We start from the raw sequence: 14144 nt of genomic DNA, 5'->3' as shown, positions 1-14144 counted from the left end.
GTGCGGGACCGTTGAGTCCGCCGCGGTGATCGCCGACAAGTTCTCGGGGCAGTCCCGCGGCTTCGGCTTCGTGGAGATGTCCACGAGCGAAGAGGCCCAGGCGGCGATCGCGAAGCTGAACGATCAGGCCTTCGAGGGCCGACGGCTCACGGTCAACATCGCAAACCCGCAGGCTGCGCGTTCCCGAGGCTCTGGCTCAGACAGGGGCTCCGGCGGCGGCAAGGGTCGCGCGCCCCGTTGGTAGGCGACGGACCGACCCAGTCAGAACGGAAACGGCGCAGGATGCTTTGATGCCTGCGCCGTTTTTGTCTTTGGAGTATCGCGGCCTCGGCACCGCATTCGGATATCTTCAAGCACGTGAAAGTGAAAGCGTTTGTCTGGCGGCACGCTGGGGGCAACGTGGAGACGGCCACGGGGTCTGGATCACCGTCTCCTCGGTGGGGAAAAAATACCGGACCACGCGGATTTCTCCGGACTTGTTCATTGACAACATTCCCCTAAAGGATTATTCTTTAGGTGCTTTTTAATTGGTTTTGGTGGTTGTGGGCCAGACCTCCAGAGACTCATTAAAGAGTCTTTGGGGGTTTGTCATTCTCCTTTCCAGGAGGGAGTATGGTAGCAAGGTGTTCATCGGCCACCCGTCGTTCCAGACCGTGGAGTCAACCCCACAGTCAACCAGCTCCTGGGGTTCGGGTTCGCCGAGATGTCCCCCGCCGAGGCGGCCCAGAAGGCCATCGAGATGTTCAAGGGCAAGCCCTTCATGGAGCACCCCCCGACCGTGAGCGAGGCCAAGTCGCAGAGCTCGCGGCGGCCGTCGGGAGACCGCGGCGGGAGGAGGGGCTAGGCCGTTGAGGATCGAGGTCTTCGACAACCAGATCGAGCCCGCTCTGAAGGCCCTCAAGAAGGAGATGCTCAAGGGCGGCCTGTTCAAGGAGATGAAGCGGCGTGCGTACTACGAGAAACCTTCGGTGAAGCGGAAGCGCAAGCAGGCCGAGGCCCGAAAGAAGCGACGGAAGGCCCTCAGGCGATCTCAGGCCGACTACGACTAGGAGGCGCCCGATGAGCGGGACGCTCCATTATGCGGCCATTGCGCTCGCCCAGACTACCGGGTTTTCCCTGGAGGAGCGCCAGATTGTCCTCGACCTCCTCAAGGGAATCACGGCGCGTGGCGAAACGGTTGGCGGCCTTCATGCCGCGGTGCTGGCGCGGCTGGGAGCCCGAGATTTCGGTTGGCCCGAGTTCGACCGCTGGCAGGCTATCTTCGCGGAGCAGTGGAAGTTCCCACCGCTCTGGGACGAGCTCAAGAAAACCCCGGCCCTTCGAGCGTCGCCTGAAATCCGCCATGCCTACCAGGAGCACAAGCTCTACCTCCTCCTTCACTGGCTCCAGAGTCTCGAAACCACACGCGCTCAGACGCGCACCGCGCTCGCCCGTTACGCGAGACGGGGCATCCGGGCAGAGATCGTGCGGCAGGGCGACGGTGTGCCATGCCCGGTGTGCGACCCTCTCAACCACCGCGAGGTAGAAGACGACTCGCCGGATCTCCCCCCATTCCATCCGGGGTGCCGGTGCCTCGTCCTGGCGATCAGCGAGGTGAGCCAAGCCCACCGAAAACCTGTTCGGCCCTCTCCAACGCCAAATGGCCGATGGCGCGTCGGTTAGGGTTTCCGCCGTACTGTTCCGTGCCTGGTTAGCTTTCTCGCTTGCCGAGGGGGGCGAGCTCGAAGAAGGGATTTGCCACGGGCAGGAAGGCACCTCCAGGTTTTAGGACAATTGGCAGTACCGTAGCCCACCGCCCGGCAGACGAGGAATGGGCGGCTCATTCGCTTGGATTCCGTTGGATCACCCTCGGAGCGCGCGCTGCGCACGGTGACCACGACGAGCAGACGGGGGTTGGGTGATGGACCGGCACAGACCGACCGGGCGGACACGACGTGAGTTCCTGACGGCTTCGCTGGTGGCGCCGGCGACGCTCGCGCTCGGGACGCGGCGGGCGCTGGCCCAGACGCGGCGGCTCGCGCCCACGCCGGCCTGCTCCGACGCCGGCGGCGTGACGCCGGCGCAGACCGCGGGGCCGTTCTACAAGCCCAGCTCGCCGCGGCGGACGTCGCTCCTGGAGCCGGGCATGACCGGCACGCGGATCGTGCTGACGGGGCGCGTGCTGACGACGGACTGCGGCCCCGTCGCGCGGGCGCTGGTGGATTTCTGGCACGCGGATGACAGGGGCGAGTACGACAACACCGGCTACCGGCTGCGCGGCCACCAGTTCACCGACGACGAGGGGCGCTACCGCCTGGAGACGATCGTCCCGGGGCTCTACCCGGGCCGGACCCGCCACTTCCACGTCAAAGTCCAGGCGCCGCACCGGCCGCTCCTCACCACGCAGCTCTACTTCCCCGGCGAGCCGTGGAACCAGCGGGACTGGATTTTCTCGCCGGCCCTGCTGCTGAAGGTGGAGGAGGCCGGCGCGGGTAGGCGCGCCACGTTCGACTTCGTCCTCGTCGCGTCCTGAGCGCGCCAGGGGGAGGCGGTCATGAGCGATGTCAAGATCGAGACCATCCGGTCCTCGAGCAGCGGCGTGCTCGGCCGGGCGCACAGTCTGACGCGCGGCCAGCGGCTGGTGCTCGACTCGTCGTCCCGGCCCCAGCCGGACGCCCTGACCAACAGCGAGGCGTTCCTGGCCGGCATCTCCTCCTGTGGCGTGACGCTGATCGAGATGCACGCCCGGGACACCGGCGTTCCGGTGAAGCGGATGGACGTGACGATCGAGGGCACGCGCACGGCGGCCGAGCCGGCCCGGTTCTCCAGCATCACGATGACCTTCGAGATTGCCGGCGTGAGCCAGGCCGTGGCGGAAGCGCTGGTCGAGACCTACCGGAGCCGCTGACCCCTCTACCGCACGGTCGCGGCCGCGACCGAGGTAAAGATCCAGGTGGTAGCGGTGCCGGGCGATCGCGGTTAGCGCCCGATGGCCGCACCGGGCGCTCGGGCCGTGCCGGGACTTCGATGGCTACGCGCGCACCCCGGTGACGTCGTGTCTGCCCTGAAGCGGGAGCTGGCCGTGGTCCGGGAGGGCCGGCAGGGCCTGCTCAACATTCTCTCCCAGCGGGCGCCCTGAGCATGGGCAGTACGCCGCGGCGGACGAGGGCGCGGCGGCCGGCCGGGCCGGCGGGCACGCCCGCCGAGCGCGACGGCCAGGACGCTGCGTCGCTCCGGGCCGGCTTCGCCGCCCACCTCAAGTACTCGCTGGCCAAGGACCGCTACAGCGCCACCGACCACGACCGCTTCCTCGCCCTCGCCTACGCCGTCCGCGACCGGCTCATGGAGCGGTGGATCGAGACCCAGCAGGCCTACCACCGGAAGAACGTCAAGCGCGTCTACTACCTCTCCCTCGAGTTCCTCATGGGGCGATCGCTCCTCAACAACCTTGTGAGCCTCGGCGTCGACGGCGTGGGCCGGGGTGTGGTGACCCGGCTCGGAATCGACTGGGAGCGGCTCCTCGAGCTCGAGGTGGACGCCGGGCTTGGCAACGGGGGACTCGGCCGCCTCGCCGCCTGCTTCCTGGACTCCCTGGCCACCCTGGCCTACCCGGCGGTCGGCTACGGTCTCCGCTACGAATACGGGATCTTCCGGCAGGTCATCCGCGACGGTGCCCAGGTCGAGGAGCCCGACAACTGGCTCCGGCTCGGGAACCCATGGGAGGTGGCGCGCCCGGAGTACATGCTGCCCGTCCACTTCGGCGGGCGCGTCGAGCCCGACCCCGCCGGGGGGCCCCTCGCCTTCCGGTGGGTGGACACGCGGGTGATCCTCGGGATGCCCTACGACACGCCGATCGCCGGCTATCGGAGCCCGAACGTGAACACACTCCGGCTCTGGTCGGCGCGGTCGGGCGAGGAGTTCGACTTCGCGGACTTCAGCGAGGGCGACTACGCGGCCGCGGTCGAGCAGAAAGTGATGGCGGAGAACCTCACTAAGGCCCTCTACCCGGATGACCGCGTCTTCGCCGGCAAGGAGCTCCGCCTCCGCCAGCAGTACTTCCTGGTGGCGTGCACGCTCCATGACATCCTGCGCCGCCACAAGAACGACCGGAACCCGCTCGAGGCCCTCCCCGACAAGGTCGCCATCCAGCTCAACGACACCCACCCGTCGCTGGCGGTGGCCGAGCTGATGCGCCTGCTCGTCGACCGCGAGGGCCTGCCGTGGGAGCAGGCCTGGGCGATCACGACCGCCTCGATCGCCTACACCAACCACACGCTGTTGCCGGAGGCGCTGGAGCAGTGGCCGGTGGACCTGCTGGAGCGCCTCCTCCCCCGTCACCTCCAAATCATCGACGAGGTGAACCGCCGCTTCCTGGAGGACGTCGCCCGCCGCTGGCCGGGAGACGCCGAGCGGCTCGCTCGGATGAGCCTCATCGCGGAGGGGCCGCCCAAGCAGGTCCGGATGGCCCACCTCGCCACCGTGGGCTCCCACTGCGTCAACGGCGTGTCCCGGATCCACACCGAGCTCCTTACGACCCAGCTCCTGCCGGACTTCCACGCCTTCTTCCCCGACCGCTTCACCAACAAGACGAACGGCGTGACCCCGCGGCGGTGGCTCCGCGTGTGCAATCCGGGCCTGGCCGCGCTCATCACGGAGCGGATCGGCGACGGCTGGGTGACGGACCTGGACCGCCTGCGGGACCTCGAGCCGGCGGCGGCGGACGCGGCCTTCCGGGAGCGCTTCCTCCTGGTCAAGCGCAAGGCCCGGGACGACCTGGCCGCCTACGTCCTGGCTACGCAAGGGGTGCGGATCGATCCCGCGACCCTCTTCGACGTCCAGGTCAAGCGCCTGCACGAGTACAAGCGCCAGCTCCTGAACGTGCTCCACATCGTGCTCCTCTACCAGCGCCTGCGCGACGATCCCGGGCAGGACCACGAGCCGCGGACGTTCCTCTTCGGCGCCAAGGCCGCCCCCGCCTACTGGATGGCGAAGCGGATCATCCGCCTCATCCACGCCGTCGGCGCCGCGCTGGAGCGCGACCCCCTGGTGAAAGGGCGCCTGCGCGTCGTGTTCCTGCCCGACTACCGGGTCTCGCTGGCGGAGCGGATCATCCCCGCCGCCGACCTCTCCGAGCAGATCTCGACGGCGGGCTTGGAGGCTTCCGGCACCAGCAACATGAAGTTCGCTCTCAACGGGGCCCTCACCATCGGGACGCTCGACGGCGCGAACATCGAGATCCGCGACGAGGTGGGGGAGGACAACATCTTCATCTTCGGCCTCCGGGTCGACGAGGTAGCGGCCGTCCGGGCCTCCGGCCGCAACACCGGGCAGGAGGTGTACGAGTCCGACCCGGAGATCCGCCGCCTCGTCGACTTCCTCTTCTCGGGCGACTTCGACGCCGGTCCCCCCGGCCAGTTCGAGCCGATCCGGCAGGCGCTGCTCGGCCGGGCCGACCCCTTCTTGCACCTCGCCGACCTCCGGTCCTACGCGGAGACGCAGGCGCGCGTGAGCGCGCTTTACCGCGACCGGCACGCCTGGGCGGACAAGGCGATCCTGAACGTGGCCCGCATGGGCCGGTTCAGCTCCGACCGGACGACCCACGAGTACGCGAGCGGGATCTGGCGGCTCAAGCCCGTTCCCGTCGGCCCGCCACCGCGTGGCCGGCGGTGAATCTTTCCGTATCTGCCTGGTGGCAACGGTCGGCATCGCGTTCAGCCTTCAGGCGAACTTCAGCGAGAGACGTGGGCGAGACCTGGCGGCGCGGATCGCCGTTGCCGGCCTTTCCCTCGTGGTCCTGTTTCACCCGAGCAGGGAACTGGCGGTGCTCGCCACGGTGCCGATCGCAGCGCTCGCAGGGTACTGGCTTCTCAAGACCCGAAAGGGGGTAGCGGCCGAAGAAGCCCGGGCAGTCTGAGGCCCGAGAGCAAGGACGATCTCCAGGAGACCTTCTGGTCAATCAGCGCAGCAGATGCAGCCGCCCTTGCCCAGGAGCTTGTCACAATACGGGGCCTTGCTCAGGACCTCGTTTCCCGTCTCTGTTATGAGGACACAGTCCTCTATCCTGACTCCACCCCCGCCAGGCACCCCCGGCACCGTAATGGTAGGCTCCACGGAGAAAGTCATGCCGGGTTTGAGCTCGAATTCTTTTTCTCCGGTGGCTGCCAGCTCCCCGATAAGGGGCGCATCGAAGGCGGTCACGCCAATGGTGTGCCCTAACACCCCGTGGTAGCCGGTCAGCCCGTGCTTGCCGATGGTCTCACGCACCCTGCGATTGACCTCTACATTGGTGATCCCCGGTTTCATGACCTCGTGGGCCGTCAGCATCGCTTCATAGCAAGTGGTATGGAGCTATGTCACGGCGCTACTTCTCCAGGAAGGCGAAGGGTCCGCCGAAGCCCTCCTCGATGGCGCGGTACTCGCCCTGGTAGATGCGGTCGTAGTCCCGCTTCCAGGCGTCGAGATTCTCCTTCCAGTACAGGTAGTTGAAGGAGTAAGGGCTCGGCTCGCAGAGGGGACGGTAGATCTCGGGACGCCTCTCCCAGATCTGCCCCGGACGGGTGCGGATGTAGCGGAAAGCGTCTTCCGTCGGGGGGACGGAGTGGTTCTCCACGTCGAAGCTGCGCCTCCGGAGGTAGCGGAGACGGGCCATGTCGAGGTCGGCCACCAGCACGCCCGGCTCCACCCGGTTCCCCACCATTTCCTCGGGCCCCGCCACCATCGCGCCGCTCGCCGCGTAGGGCCGGTAGTCGAAACCCCCGCTCACGAAGAGGTTCCGCGTGATCAGGACGTAGAAGTCGTTCTCCGCCGCCCGCGCGCGGGCGATGCACCGCCAGGTCTCGGCCGAACGGGCGCAGGTCCGGCTGTGGGAGCCGTGGATGGGGGCCACCACGATCTCCGCTCCCTCCAGCATCACCAGCCGCGGCAGCTCCGGCACCCAGAGCTCGCTGCAGATCAGGAGGCCCACCCTGCCGTACTCGGTGTCCAGGACCACCGTCTTGTCCCCCGGCAACAGGTGCCCCTTCCCGTTGTAGAGATAGGCGTTCAGGGGAGGGGTGTCGGGCTGGCGGCGGTGGTAGATGGCCTCCACCCTCCCGCGGGGGGAAATCGCCTTGAGGTTGAGCCGGTAGGCTCCTGGGATCTCCGAAGGCTCTATGTCCCCCGAGAAGATCCACATCCCGTGCTTCTCCGCCAGCCCGGAGAGCTTCTCCACGGGCCGGAAGGGATACCGGGGACTGTCCAACGGGCCCGTGGCGGGGCCGGGATAGCCCTCGGGGAAAAGCAGCAGCTTCACCCCCTCCCGCGCCGCCTCCTCCACGTACTCCACCGCGCGCGCGGCGTTCCTCCACTCCTCCTCCCCGAAGTAGGAGTCCGGCAACACGCACCCGACCCGCACGCTATCCATCGTCATCCTCGCTCCTCCTTTCCTCGGATCTTCCTGAGCTTCTCGGTGACGGTCTTCACCACCACCCGGGGTCGCCGGTCCCGGGCTCCTCCAGCTTGATCACCTCGGCACCGAGGCGGGCCAGGAGCAGACTCCCGTAGAGCCTGGCCATCTATCGGGGCACAGCCGCGTCGCGCGAACGCCCTGAGCGTTTTATCTGGATCGCGCACCCCGGCTCGCGTTCTGCGCAACCTCGCAAGCGAGGTTGCTTCGCGTGCGGAAGGGAGGCATAGCCCCCTCCGAGTTGTCTAGCAGTACTTGCACGGCGGGAAATCCCGGCTATAGACAGGCTGCTTCAGAAACTCCTCCGGCTTGTACTTCCAGAACTGCGAGACGGCCGGGAATGTCTCGACCACCGTGTTCCAGAGCTCGCCCCCCTTCTTCTCAACCTTCCGAACATAGATGTTCTGGATCGGGTTGCCGTACGCGTCGAGCTTGATCGGTCCCCGCGGCGCGTCGGGGATCTCGACCTTTTTGAGCGCGGCGAGGAACTTTTCTCTGCTCTCTACGTCGCCATCGATGGCTTTAGCCGCCTCGTTGATCCAGCGAGCGGCGGTATAGCAGGTTTCCGAGTAGTAGGAGGGGACCTTCCCGTACTTCGCTCGGTACTGCCTGACGAAGCGCGTGTTCACCGGCGTGTCGAGCGCGGCGCTGTAGATAAGCGGGGTGATCCCGCCGATGGCCTCGTCACCCAGCGAGGGCAGGACGAACTCGTCAAAGGTGGTGCCCCCGCCAATGAGCGGGATCCTGGCCTTCAGCCCGGCATCCTGGTACTGCTTCGGGAAGCGGAGCGACGAGATGGCCACCATCAGGGCAAAGACGGCGTCAGCTTCCCGTCGGATCTGGGCCAGGTACGGCCCAAAGTCGGTGGTGCCGATCGGGGCCCAGAGCTTCTGGATGATCTGGCCCCCGGCCTCCTCGAAGGTCTTCTGGAATCCGCCGACCACCTCGTAGCCGAAGGCGTAGTCCTGAGCGATGGTCACCACCTTCTTGTATCCGAGCCTCTTGTACACCCACTCCCCGAAGGGGTGGGAGGGCTGGCTCGAGGTCCAGCCGGTCCGGACCACCCACCTGGCAGGCTTTCGCTGCGTCAGGTCGTCGGCCGACACCACCGGGTAGAGCATGGGGATCCCGTACTCGTCCACCTTCGGCGCCAGCGCGTAGCCCACATGGGCGAAGAGCAAGCCCGCGATGACGTGAACCCTGTCGCTCTCTACCAGCTTCCGGAGCTTGGTCAGCGCCACCGCAGGCAGGCCCTGCGTGTCCTCCACAATCACCTCGACGTTGCGGCCAGCAATCTGGTTGTCCTGCTCATCGAGGTACTTCATGAAGCCGTTGACCATGTCCTTTCCGACCGCGGCGGCGCCGCCCGTCACCGGGGCCAGGAAGCCGATCTTGATGGGCGCCTTCTGGGCCCATGCAAGGCTCGGCCCCAGGACGGCCATCACGCTTAAGCTGCCGAGTACCGTCACGATGAGTTTCTTGCCCATCTCTCGTCCCTCCTCGGACTGCCCGAGTTGAGGTTAAACGTCAGGAGCGCCGGGGCGGGCCCGCTGTCCTTTCGCGAAGTGCCTGAGCGCCCCCGGCGATCCCCGCGGGAGCGTACACGGTGGTGAGGACGTAGACGGCGACAGAATTCCGTGTACGCCAGCGGGTCGCTATTGCTCGCCTGCATTCTCACCGGCCTGGGGGACCTCTTCGGCCGGCGCTGGGGCCCCGGGCGGTGCGTCCAGGCGCTGGAACAGTGTGGGAACCGCTGACCTGACCGTCAGTGTGAAGATGTCCGGACGGTTGTAGTGCCCGGCGTAATCGTGCACAAGCTTCGCCTGCACTACGTCTTCCAGGTCGATATCCGCGTACAGGATGCCTTCCTCCCCACCCATGGGGCCGGCGAGGACGAGGCTGTTGGCGCCGATGATGCAGGTGCCGCCTCCGTTGTCCGCCTCCTCCAGGAAGGCGCGATCCGCTTCCGCGTAGGGGAGCACCCGCTTCATCTCCTCGGAGATGATGCCGCAACAGTTCAGGACAAAGCAGTTCGCCTTGTAGGACAGCGAGCGGCTGGCGAACATGACCACGTCTCGCATCTTGTGCTCGCTGGGCGAGAAGTGGTTGGGCCAGCTCGCGACATGGAGGCCAGTACCCTGGGCGGCCAGGGCAAAAATGGCCAGGGGGTTGGAATTCTCCCCGCAGATGAGCCCGCTGAGCTTGCCGAACTCGGTATCGAAGGTGAGCAGGGTATCGCCGAACCCGCCCGTGTGCACCAGCCGCTCGCCCACCGTCGGCATCAGCTTCTGATGCTTCCCAAGGATCCGGCCGTGGCAGTCGATGAAGAGCTGGGTGTTGTACAGCGTGCCCATGGCGCCCGGCCGCTTCTCACAAACGCCGATGACGACGTAGCATTTGGCCGCCCGGGCCGCCGCGCCGAGCGCCTCGGTGGCCGGACCCGGGATCTCCACCGAGTTCTTCACCAGCTCGCGCGCCAGCCGGTGGCTCTCCTTCTCAGTAGCTGGCCGGAAGTGATACCAGACGGGATGGGCGGGGACGAACCCCTCCGGGAACCCGACGAGCCGCGCCCCGTGAGCGCCGGCCTCCCGGATGAGCCGGCAGGCCTTCTCCACCGAGGCGTCCCGGTTCAAAAACACCGGTGCCGCCTGAACGGCCGCCACCCGGAGCTTGGGGTATGTCTCGCCCATCGCAGGGCACCGGCCGCCGCTCACCCGGCCTGGCGGATGAAGCGTGCTCCCTTGAGCAGGAGCGAGCGGTTCGCGCCGTCAGAATGAAGGAAGGCGGCCGCGTCACGGACCAGCTTTTCCAGGCCCGTCTCGCGCATGTAGCCGTAGCCGCCGTGCAGCTCCATGGCCCCGGTCACCACGCGCCACGCGACCCGTGAAGCAAAGACCTTCGGGAACGCGCCCAGGGTGGGATCCCAGCCGTCCTCTCGATGGTCAGCAGCCCAAGCCGCCTGGTAGACGTACGCACGCGCGGCGTCGATCAGCATGCGCATCTCGGCCAGTTCCGCCGCCACGAGATCATGCTCGATAAGCGGGCATCCCCCTTGGACGCGCTCCCGCGTCCACCGAACCGTACGCTGGTAGGTCGCTTCGGCGACACCCAAAACGCTCGCCGCGGCATAGGCATTGCTGGCTGGGAAGAACTGAACGAGCACGTCAAATCCTTTGCCGACCTCGCCGACCACGTTTCCATGGGGCACTAAGCAATCCTGGAAGATCAACTCGGCGTTGTTAACCAAGCGTTCTCCCATCTTGTTGTCCACGCGCCCGATGGCGAACCCCGGTGTGTCGCGCTCGACGAGGAAGCAGGTGCTTCCTTCAACGAGACTCTTGCCGCGTTCTGTTTGGGCAAAAATCAGATACAGGCCGGCGCGGTTACCGTTGGAGATGAAATGCTTGACCCCGTTGAGAACCCATCCACCGTCCGTTCGGACCGCAGTCGTCTTGTACGGGGCCTGCGCGTCATTGTACGGAATGATGTAGTTTGAGGACGTATCAGGCTCGGTGATGCCAATCGCCAGCAGGAACCGCGGATCATCACGGAAGCTAGGCAAGAACCGGTCCCTCTGCGCTTTGGTGCACGCCTTTTGGAGTGTCTGAACAATCTTGAGCGTCTGAGCAAAAATCACCGCGACCCCGAGATCGCCTTTGGCCAGCTCCTCGATGACCATGGCGGTCGTCAGGGAGTCCGCGCCTTGACCGCCGTACTCTTCATGAAGGGTGAGCGTTCGAAGGCCAACCCTGCTCGCCTCCTCCACGATTTGCCAGGAAAAACACTCCTGCGGATTTGAACGCTGATCCAGCTCCGCTGCGACAGGAGCAACGACTCTCCTGACAAACTCACAAACCCATTCCTTGACCCGCCGCTGGTCAGCCGTCACCGCTATGGCGCTCATCGCCTCACCTCCCCACTCGATCTTCGAACTCCACGCGCGTCGCTCCGGACCAGGTAATCAAGCGGCCACCTATTTTCTCTTGTCGGCATTTTCTTCGACGCGACCTCATACGATGAAGAACTGGTATCACTGGGCCCGATATCGCGCAAGGAAATTGCTGAGGACTGGCGCAAGTTAGCTACAAAAATAGTACCTGTACGCTAGAACGCCGTGGGGGCTGAGCGCTGAGTCTGGGCAGGATGGGGGCAGGGCCGCCTAAGTACACACCAAAATTAGTCCGGGGGCGCGGGATCAGGGCGGCGGGGTCTTCGTAGGGCTGATCTTAGAGGAGCGCGGAGGCGGCGCGCAGGAGGCTACCGGTTCGGCGCGCTGGTCGACCGCGTACGCCGGCCACCGCGTCAGAGGCGATGGCCGAGGGCAGCGGCCTCCTGCATCGCCTCGAAGGCGGTGCGGGGAAGGGCACAGTCACCTACCGTGTAGAGCGGCGGAGTGTCGGGGAGCTCCGCTAGCGCCTTGCCCACCTCGTCGTTGGGCAGCAGGGGCCAAGTCGGGACCACGAGGTCCAGCTCCTTCACCTCGAAGACCTCCCCCTGCCGGCACAGGCGCGCCCGGTCGGATTCCAGCACCTCCACCGTCGTCTCGAGGTGGACCGTCACCGCTGGGCGGGCGCGCAGCGTCGCCACGTACTGCCAGCGCGGGCGAAGCCCGAGCTCCGGGCAGAGTTCCCTTCCGGTCTCGACCACCACGACCACGGCCCCGGCCTCCGCCAGGACATGGGCGAGGGCCACACCGAGCATGCCCCCGCCGATCACCAGGGCGTGGTGGATTCCGCGCCGGGGTCGGCGCAGCACGGTGAACGGGTCCACAACCGGCGCCTCGAAGATCCCCGGGATGGGTGGGATGCCGGGGTGCGCCCCCGCGGAGAGCACGACGACGTCAGGGCCCTCGCGGAAGATCAGCTCGGGGGTCGCCTCAACGCCCAGCCGGATCTCGCCCCCGGCCCGCTCGACCGCGCGTGCGAGGTACGCCACAATGCCGGCCAGTTCGTGGCGCCCGGGCACGCTTCGCGCGACCTGGAGCTGACCCCCCGGCTCTGCCTGCCGTTCACACAGTATCACGCTGTGGTCACGAAGCGCGGCGACGCGCGCCACCTCGAGCCCCGCCGGCCCCCCGCCGACCACCAGGATCCGCTGTCGTCGCCCTGCGGGACGGATGGCGTACTCCCGCTCCCGCGCGGTGTGCGTGTTCGCGAGGCAGAGGACCGCGAGGTTCTGCCCGAGGAGGTCACTACAGCGGAGGCAGCCCACGCAGGGGCAAATCTCGTCCAGGCGTCCCTCCCGGCTCTTGCGTGGGAGGTCGGGGTCCGCGTGGAGGGCGCGCCCCATCGTGACGAAGTCGGCGTCGCCGGCTTCGAGGATCCGCTCCGCCGTACTCGCGTCGACGATCCGCCCCGCAACACTCACAGGGACCCGGACACGCCGCCGGATCTCTCGGCTCAGCTCCGCGAAGCATCCCGGCGGGATTTCCATCGGAGGCACGATCCAGACCGCAGACTCGTAGATCCCCGCCGAGACATCGAAGAGATCGATGCCTGCGGCCTCCAGAGCCGGCACCGCGGCGCAGGTGTCCTCCAGCGTGAGCCCGCCCTCCACGCGCTCCTCGGCGCTCAGCCGGTAGAGGAGCGGCACCCCCGGCCCGATGGCGTCCCGCGCCGCCTGGATCACCTCGAGCGGAAACCGCAGGCGCCGGGCGAAGTCCCCGCCGTACTCGTCGGTGCGGTGGTTGGTGTACGGAGAGAGGAACTGTTCGAGGAGATAGCCGTGCGCCCCGTGAAGCTCAACCGCGTCGAAGCCGGCGGCGACCGCGCGCCGGGCAGCCTCCGCGAAGCGCTCGGTGCAGCGCTGGATCTCCGGCACGGTCAGCACCCGCGGCGTCTCGCCTGCGGCGAGAACCGTGCACGGAACGGGGGAGGGGGCCACCGGCCGCGCCCCCGTCACCGTGGAGGAGGTCTCGCGGCCGGCGAAGGCCAGCTCCGCCCCCACCAGGGCCCCGTGGCGATGACAAGCCTTGGTCAACTGGCTGTAGCCCGGGATCAGAGCGTCGTCATGGAGGCCCAGCTGGAAGCGGTGATTCTTCCCCGCAGGGTCGACGTACATCGATTCGAGCAGGATCAGTGCCGCACCCCCCCGCGCCCGGGCCTCCACGTAGTCGATGTAGCGCTGGGTTACGCCCCCGGCCGCCGTCGCCAGATTCTTCTCCATCGGGGCCATGAGGATCCGGTTCCGAAGGGTGCGGGTGCCGATCCGGCCCGGGGCAAACAGGTGCGGGAAGCTCGCGCTCACGCCTCGCGCCCGCCGGTCTGTTTCACCCCGGGCATGTCGGAGGGGGGCGAGGCGGCCACCAGGAAGATCAGGTCTTCGATGCCCGTGTTGAAGATCCCATGGCGGACCCCTGGCGGGATGTGGATGACCGTGTGCGGCTCGACGAGATGCCGCTCGCCGTCGAGCTCCACGATCCCGCGACCTTGGAGGATGTAGTAGATGTGCTCCGCCACCTCGTGGACGTGGACCTCGGCGTACCCTTTGGGTTGGTAGCTCGAGATCCGGAAGTCAAAATACCGGGTATCGGCGTTGCTCGGGTGGACGAGGAGCTTCGAGAAGGCCTGAACGTGGCCGGGCGGAAGCTCCCAGAACGCCTCTTCCATCCGCATCACCTTCGGCTTTCCTCCGGCCGTGTGTTCCATCGTGGCCTCCTGTCCGTTGCGCAGCGCCCGGCGCTGCCGGTACACCGCTCTGCGCACCTCACGCCGGGGACCGT

18 protein-coding genes are annotated in these 14144 nt (G+C 67.1%); 10 read left to right on the top strand and 8 right to left on the bottom strand.

Features of this window, described 5'->3' with window-relative positions; translation table 11 throughout:
- The 10 genes from HY726_01925 to HY726_01880 all read left to right on the top strand — a co-directional run.
- On the top strand, positions 1 to 244 hold a 244-nt coding region (locus tag HY726_01925; protein ID MBI4607750.1), incomplete at its 5' end, for an RNA-binding protein.
- 46 nt (positions 245 to 290) lie between these two features.
- The gene (locus HY726_01920; GenBank protein ID MBI4607749.1) at positions 291 to 527 is read left to right on the top strand and encodes a hypothetical protein; all 237 of its coding nucleotides are present in this window, start codon (positions 291 to 293) and stop codon (positions 525 to 527) included.
- Between the two features lie 176 nt (positions 528 to 703).
- Positions 704 to 844 carry a hypothetical protein gene (locus HY726_01915; GenBank protein ID MBI4607748.1) on the top strand — a complete coding sequence of 47 codons (141 nt, stop codon included), beginning with the start codon at positions 704 to 706 and terminating at the stop codon, positions 842 to 844.
- Between the two features lie 4 nt (positions 845 to 848).
- Positions 849 to 1049 carry a 30S ribosomal protein S21 gene (locus HY726_01910; protein MBI4607747.1) on the top strand — a complete coding sequence of 67 codons (201 nt, stop codon included), beginning with the start codon at positions 849 to 851 and terminating at the stop codon, positions 1047 to 1049.
- 10 nt (positions 1050 to 1059) lie between these two features.
- On the top strand, positions 1060 to 1662 hold the full coding sequence (locus HY726_01905) for a hypothetical protein (protein ID MBI4607746.1): 603 nt from the start codon (positions 1060 to 1062) through the stop codon (positions 1660 to 1662).
- A gap of 238 nt (positions 1663 to 1900) precedes the next feature.
- Positions 1901 to 2512 (top strand): intradiol ring-cleavage dioxygenase, encoded by a 612-nt coding sequence (locus tag HY726_01900; GenBank protein MBI4607745.1) that lies wholly within the window; start codon positions 1901 to 1903, stop codon positions 2510 to 2512.
- 21 nt (positions 2513 to 2533) lie between these two features.
- The gene (locus tag HY726_01895; protein MBI4607744.1) at positions 2534 to 2887 is read left to right on the top strand and encodes an OsmC family protein; all 354 of its coding nucleotides are present in this window, start codon (positions 2534 to 2536) and stop codon (positions 2885 to 2887) included.
- Positions 2888 to 2968: 81 nt separating this feature from the next.
- The gene (locus HY726_01890; GenBank protein MBI4607743.1) at positions 2969 to 3118 is read left to right on the top strand and encodes a hypothetical protein; all 150 of its coding nucleotides are present in this window, start codon (positions 2969 to 2971) and stop codon (positions 3116 to 3118) included.
- A 2-nt stretch (positions 3119 to 3120) separates the two neighbouring features.
- Positions 3121 to 5649: a glycogen/starch/alpha-glucan phosphorylase gene (locus tag HY726_01885; GenBank protein MBI4607742.1), complete on the top strand. Its 2529-nt coding sequence runs from the start codon at positions 3121 to 3123 to the stop codon at positions 5647 to 5649.
- Between the two features lie 19 nt (positions 5650 to 5668).
- Positions 5669 to 5893 carry a hypothetical protein gene (locus HY726_01880; protein ID MBI4607741.1) on the top strand — a complete coding sequence of 75 codons (225 nt, stop codon included), beginning with the start codon at positions 5669 to 5671 and terminating at the stop codon, positions 5891 to 5893.
- A 38-nt stretch (positions 5894 to 5931) separates the two neighbouring features.
- Here HY726_01880 and HY726_01875 read toward each other — a convergent pair whose 3' ends face one another.
- From HY726_01875 to HY726_01840, 8 genes are all read right to left on the bottom strand, one after another.
- Entirely contained in the window at positions 5932 to 6303 is a 372-nt protein-coding gene (locus HY726_01875) for a M24 family metallopeptidase (GenBank protein MBI4607740.1), read from the bottom strand.
- Between the two features lie 37 nt (positions 6304 to 6340).
- On the bottom strand, positions 6341 to 7387 hold the full coding sequence (locus HY726_01870) for a carbon-nitrogen hydrolase family protein (protein MBI4607739.1): 1047 nt from the start codon (positions 7385 to 7387) through the stop codon (positions 6341 to 6343).
- A 49-nt stretch (positions 7388 to 7436) separates the two neighbouring features.
- Positions 7437 to 7532, bottom strand: coding sequence for a CoA transferase (locus HY726_01865; GenBank protein MBI4607738.1), 96 nt, complete (start codon positions 7530 to 7532; stop codon positions 7437 to 7439).
- Between the two features lie 136 nt (positions 7533 to 7668).
- Complete coding sequence (locus tag HY726_01860) at positions 7669 to 8910, bottom strand: ABC transporter substrate-binding protein (GenBank protein ID MBI4607737.1); 1242 nt, start codon at positions 8908 to 8910, stop codon at positions 7669 to 7671.
- A 168-nt stretch (positions 8911 to 9078) separates the two neighbouring features.
- Positions 9079 to 10113: a carbon-nitrogen hydrolase family protein gene (locus HY726_01855; protein MBI4607736.1), complete on the bottom strand. Its 1035-nt coding sequence runs from the start codon at positions 10111 to 10113 to the stop codon at positions 9079 to 9081.
- Positions 10114 to 10133: 20 nt separating this feature from the next.
- Positions 10134 to 11327 (bottom strand): acyl-CoA dehydrogenase family protein, encoded by a 1194-nt coding sequence (locus HY726_01850; protein MBI4607735.1) that lies wholly within the window; start codon positions 11325 to 11327, stop codon positions 10134 to 10136.
- Positions 11328 to 11725: 398 nt separating this feature from the next.
- Positions 11726 to 13669, bottom strand: coding sequence for an FAD-dependent oxidoreductase (locus HY726_01845; protein ID MBI4607734.1), 1944 nt, complete (start codon positions 13667 to 13669; stop codon positions 11726 to 11728).
- Positions 13666 to 14070: a cupin domain-containing protein gene (locus HY726_01840; GenBank protein ID MBI4607733.1), complete on the bottom strand. Its 405-nt coding sequence runs from the start codon at positions 14068 to 14070 to the stop codon at positions 13666 to 13668. The genes HY726_01845 and HY726_01840 overlap by 4 nt, the downstream gene beginning before the upstream one ends.
- Positions 14071 to 14144 lie beyond the last annotated feature (74 nt).

It is taken from the genome of Candidatus Rokuibacteriota bacterium (genome assembly GCA_016209385.1).
Lineage (GTDB): Bacteria > Methylomirabilota > Methylomirabilia > Rokubacteriales > CSP1-6 > JACQWB01.
The sequence above is the reverse complement of the archived record's forward strand: the minus strand, read 5'-3'. Positions and strand labels throughout refer to the sequence as shown.

Coding starts and splice junctions, on each gene's coding strand:
- HY726_01850 (MBI4607735.1), bottom strand. CDS start 11,327: ATGAGCGCCATAGCGGTGACGGCTGACCAGCGGCGGGTCAAGGAATGG.
- HY726_01885 (MBI4607742.1), top strand. CDS start 3,121: ATGGGCAGTACGCCGCGGCGGACGAGGGCGCGGCGGCCGGCCGGGCCG.
- HY726_01840 (MBI4607733.1), bottom strand. CDS start 14,070: ATGGAACACACGGCCGGAGGAAAGCCGAAGGTGATGCGGATGGAAGAG.
- HY726_01870 (MBI4607739.1), bottom strand. CDS start 7,387: ATGACGATGGATAGCGTGCGGGTCGGGTGCGTGTTGCCGGACTCCTAC.
- HY726_01920 (MBI4607749.1), top strand. CDS start 291: ATGCCTGCGCCGTTTTTGTCTTTGGAGTATCGCGGCCTCGGCACCGCA.
- HY726_01855 (MBI4607736.1), bottom strand. CDS start 10,113: ATGGGCGAGACATACCCCAAGCTCCGGGTGGCGGCCGTTCAGGCGGCA.
- HY726_01915 (MBI4607748.1), top strand. CDS start 704: ATGTCCCCCGCCGAGGCGGCCCAGAAGGCCATCGAGATGTTCAAGGGC.
- HY726_01905 (MBI4607746.1), top strand. CDS start 1,060: ATGAGCGGGACGCTCCATTATGCGGCCATTGCGCTCGCCCAGACTACC.
- HY726_01865 (MBI4607738.1), bottom strand. CDS start 7,532: ATGGCCAGGCTCTACGGGAGTCTGCTCCTGGCCCGCCTCGGTGCCGAG.
- HY726_01900 (MBI4607745.1), top strand. CDS start 1,901: ATGGACCGGCACAGACCGACCGGGCGGACACGACGTGAGTTCCTGACG.
- HY726_01895 (MBI4607744.1), top strand. CDS start 2,534: ATGAGCGATGTCAAGATCGAGACCATCCGGTCCTCGAGCAGCGGCGTG.
- HY726_01860 (MBI4607737.1), bottom strand. CDS start 8,910: ATGGGCAAGAAACTCATCGTGACGGTACTCGGCAGCTTAAGCGTGATG.
- HY726_01875 (MBI4607740.1), bottom strand. CDS start 6,303: ATGCTGACGGCCCACGAGGTCATGAAACCGGGGATCACCAATGTAGAG.
- HY726_01890 (MBI4607743.1), top strand. CDS start 2,969: ATGGCCGCACCGGGCGCTCGGGCCGTGCCGGGACTTCGATGGCTACGC.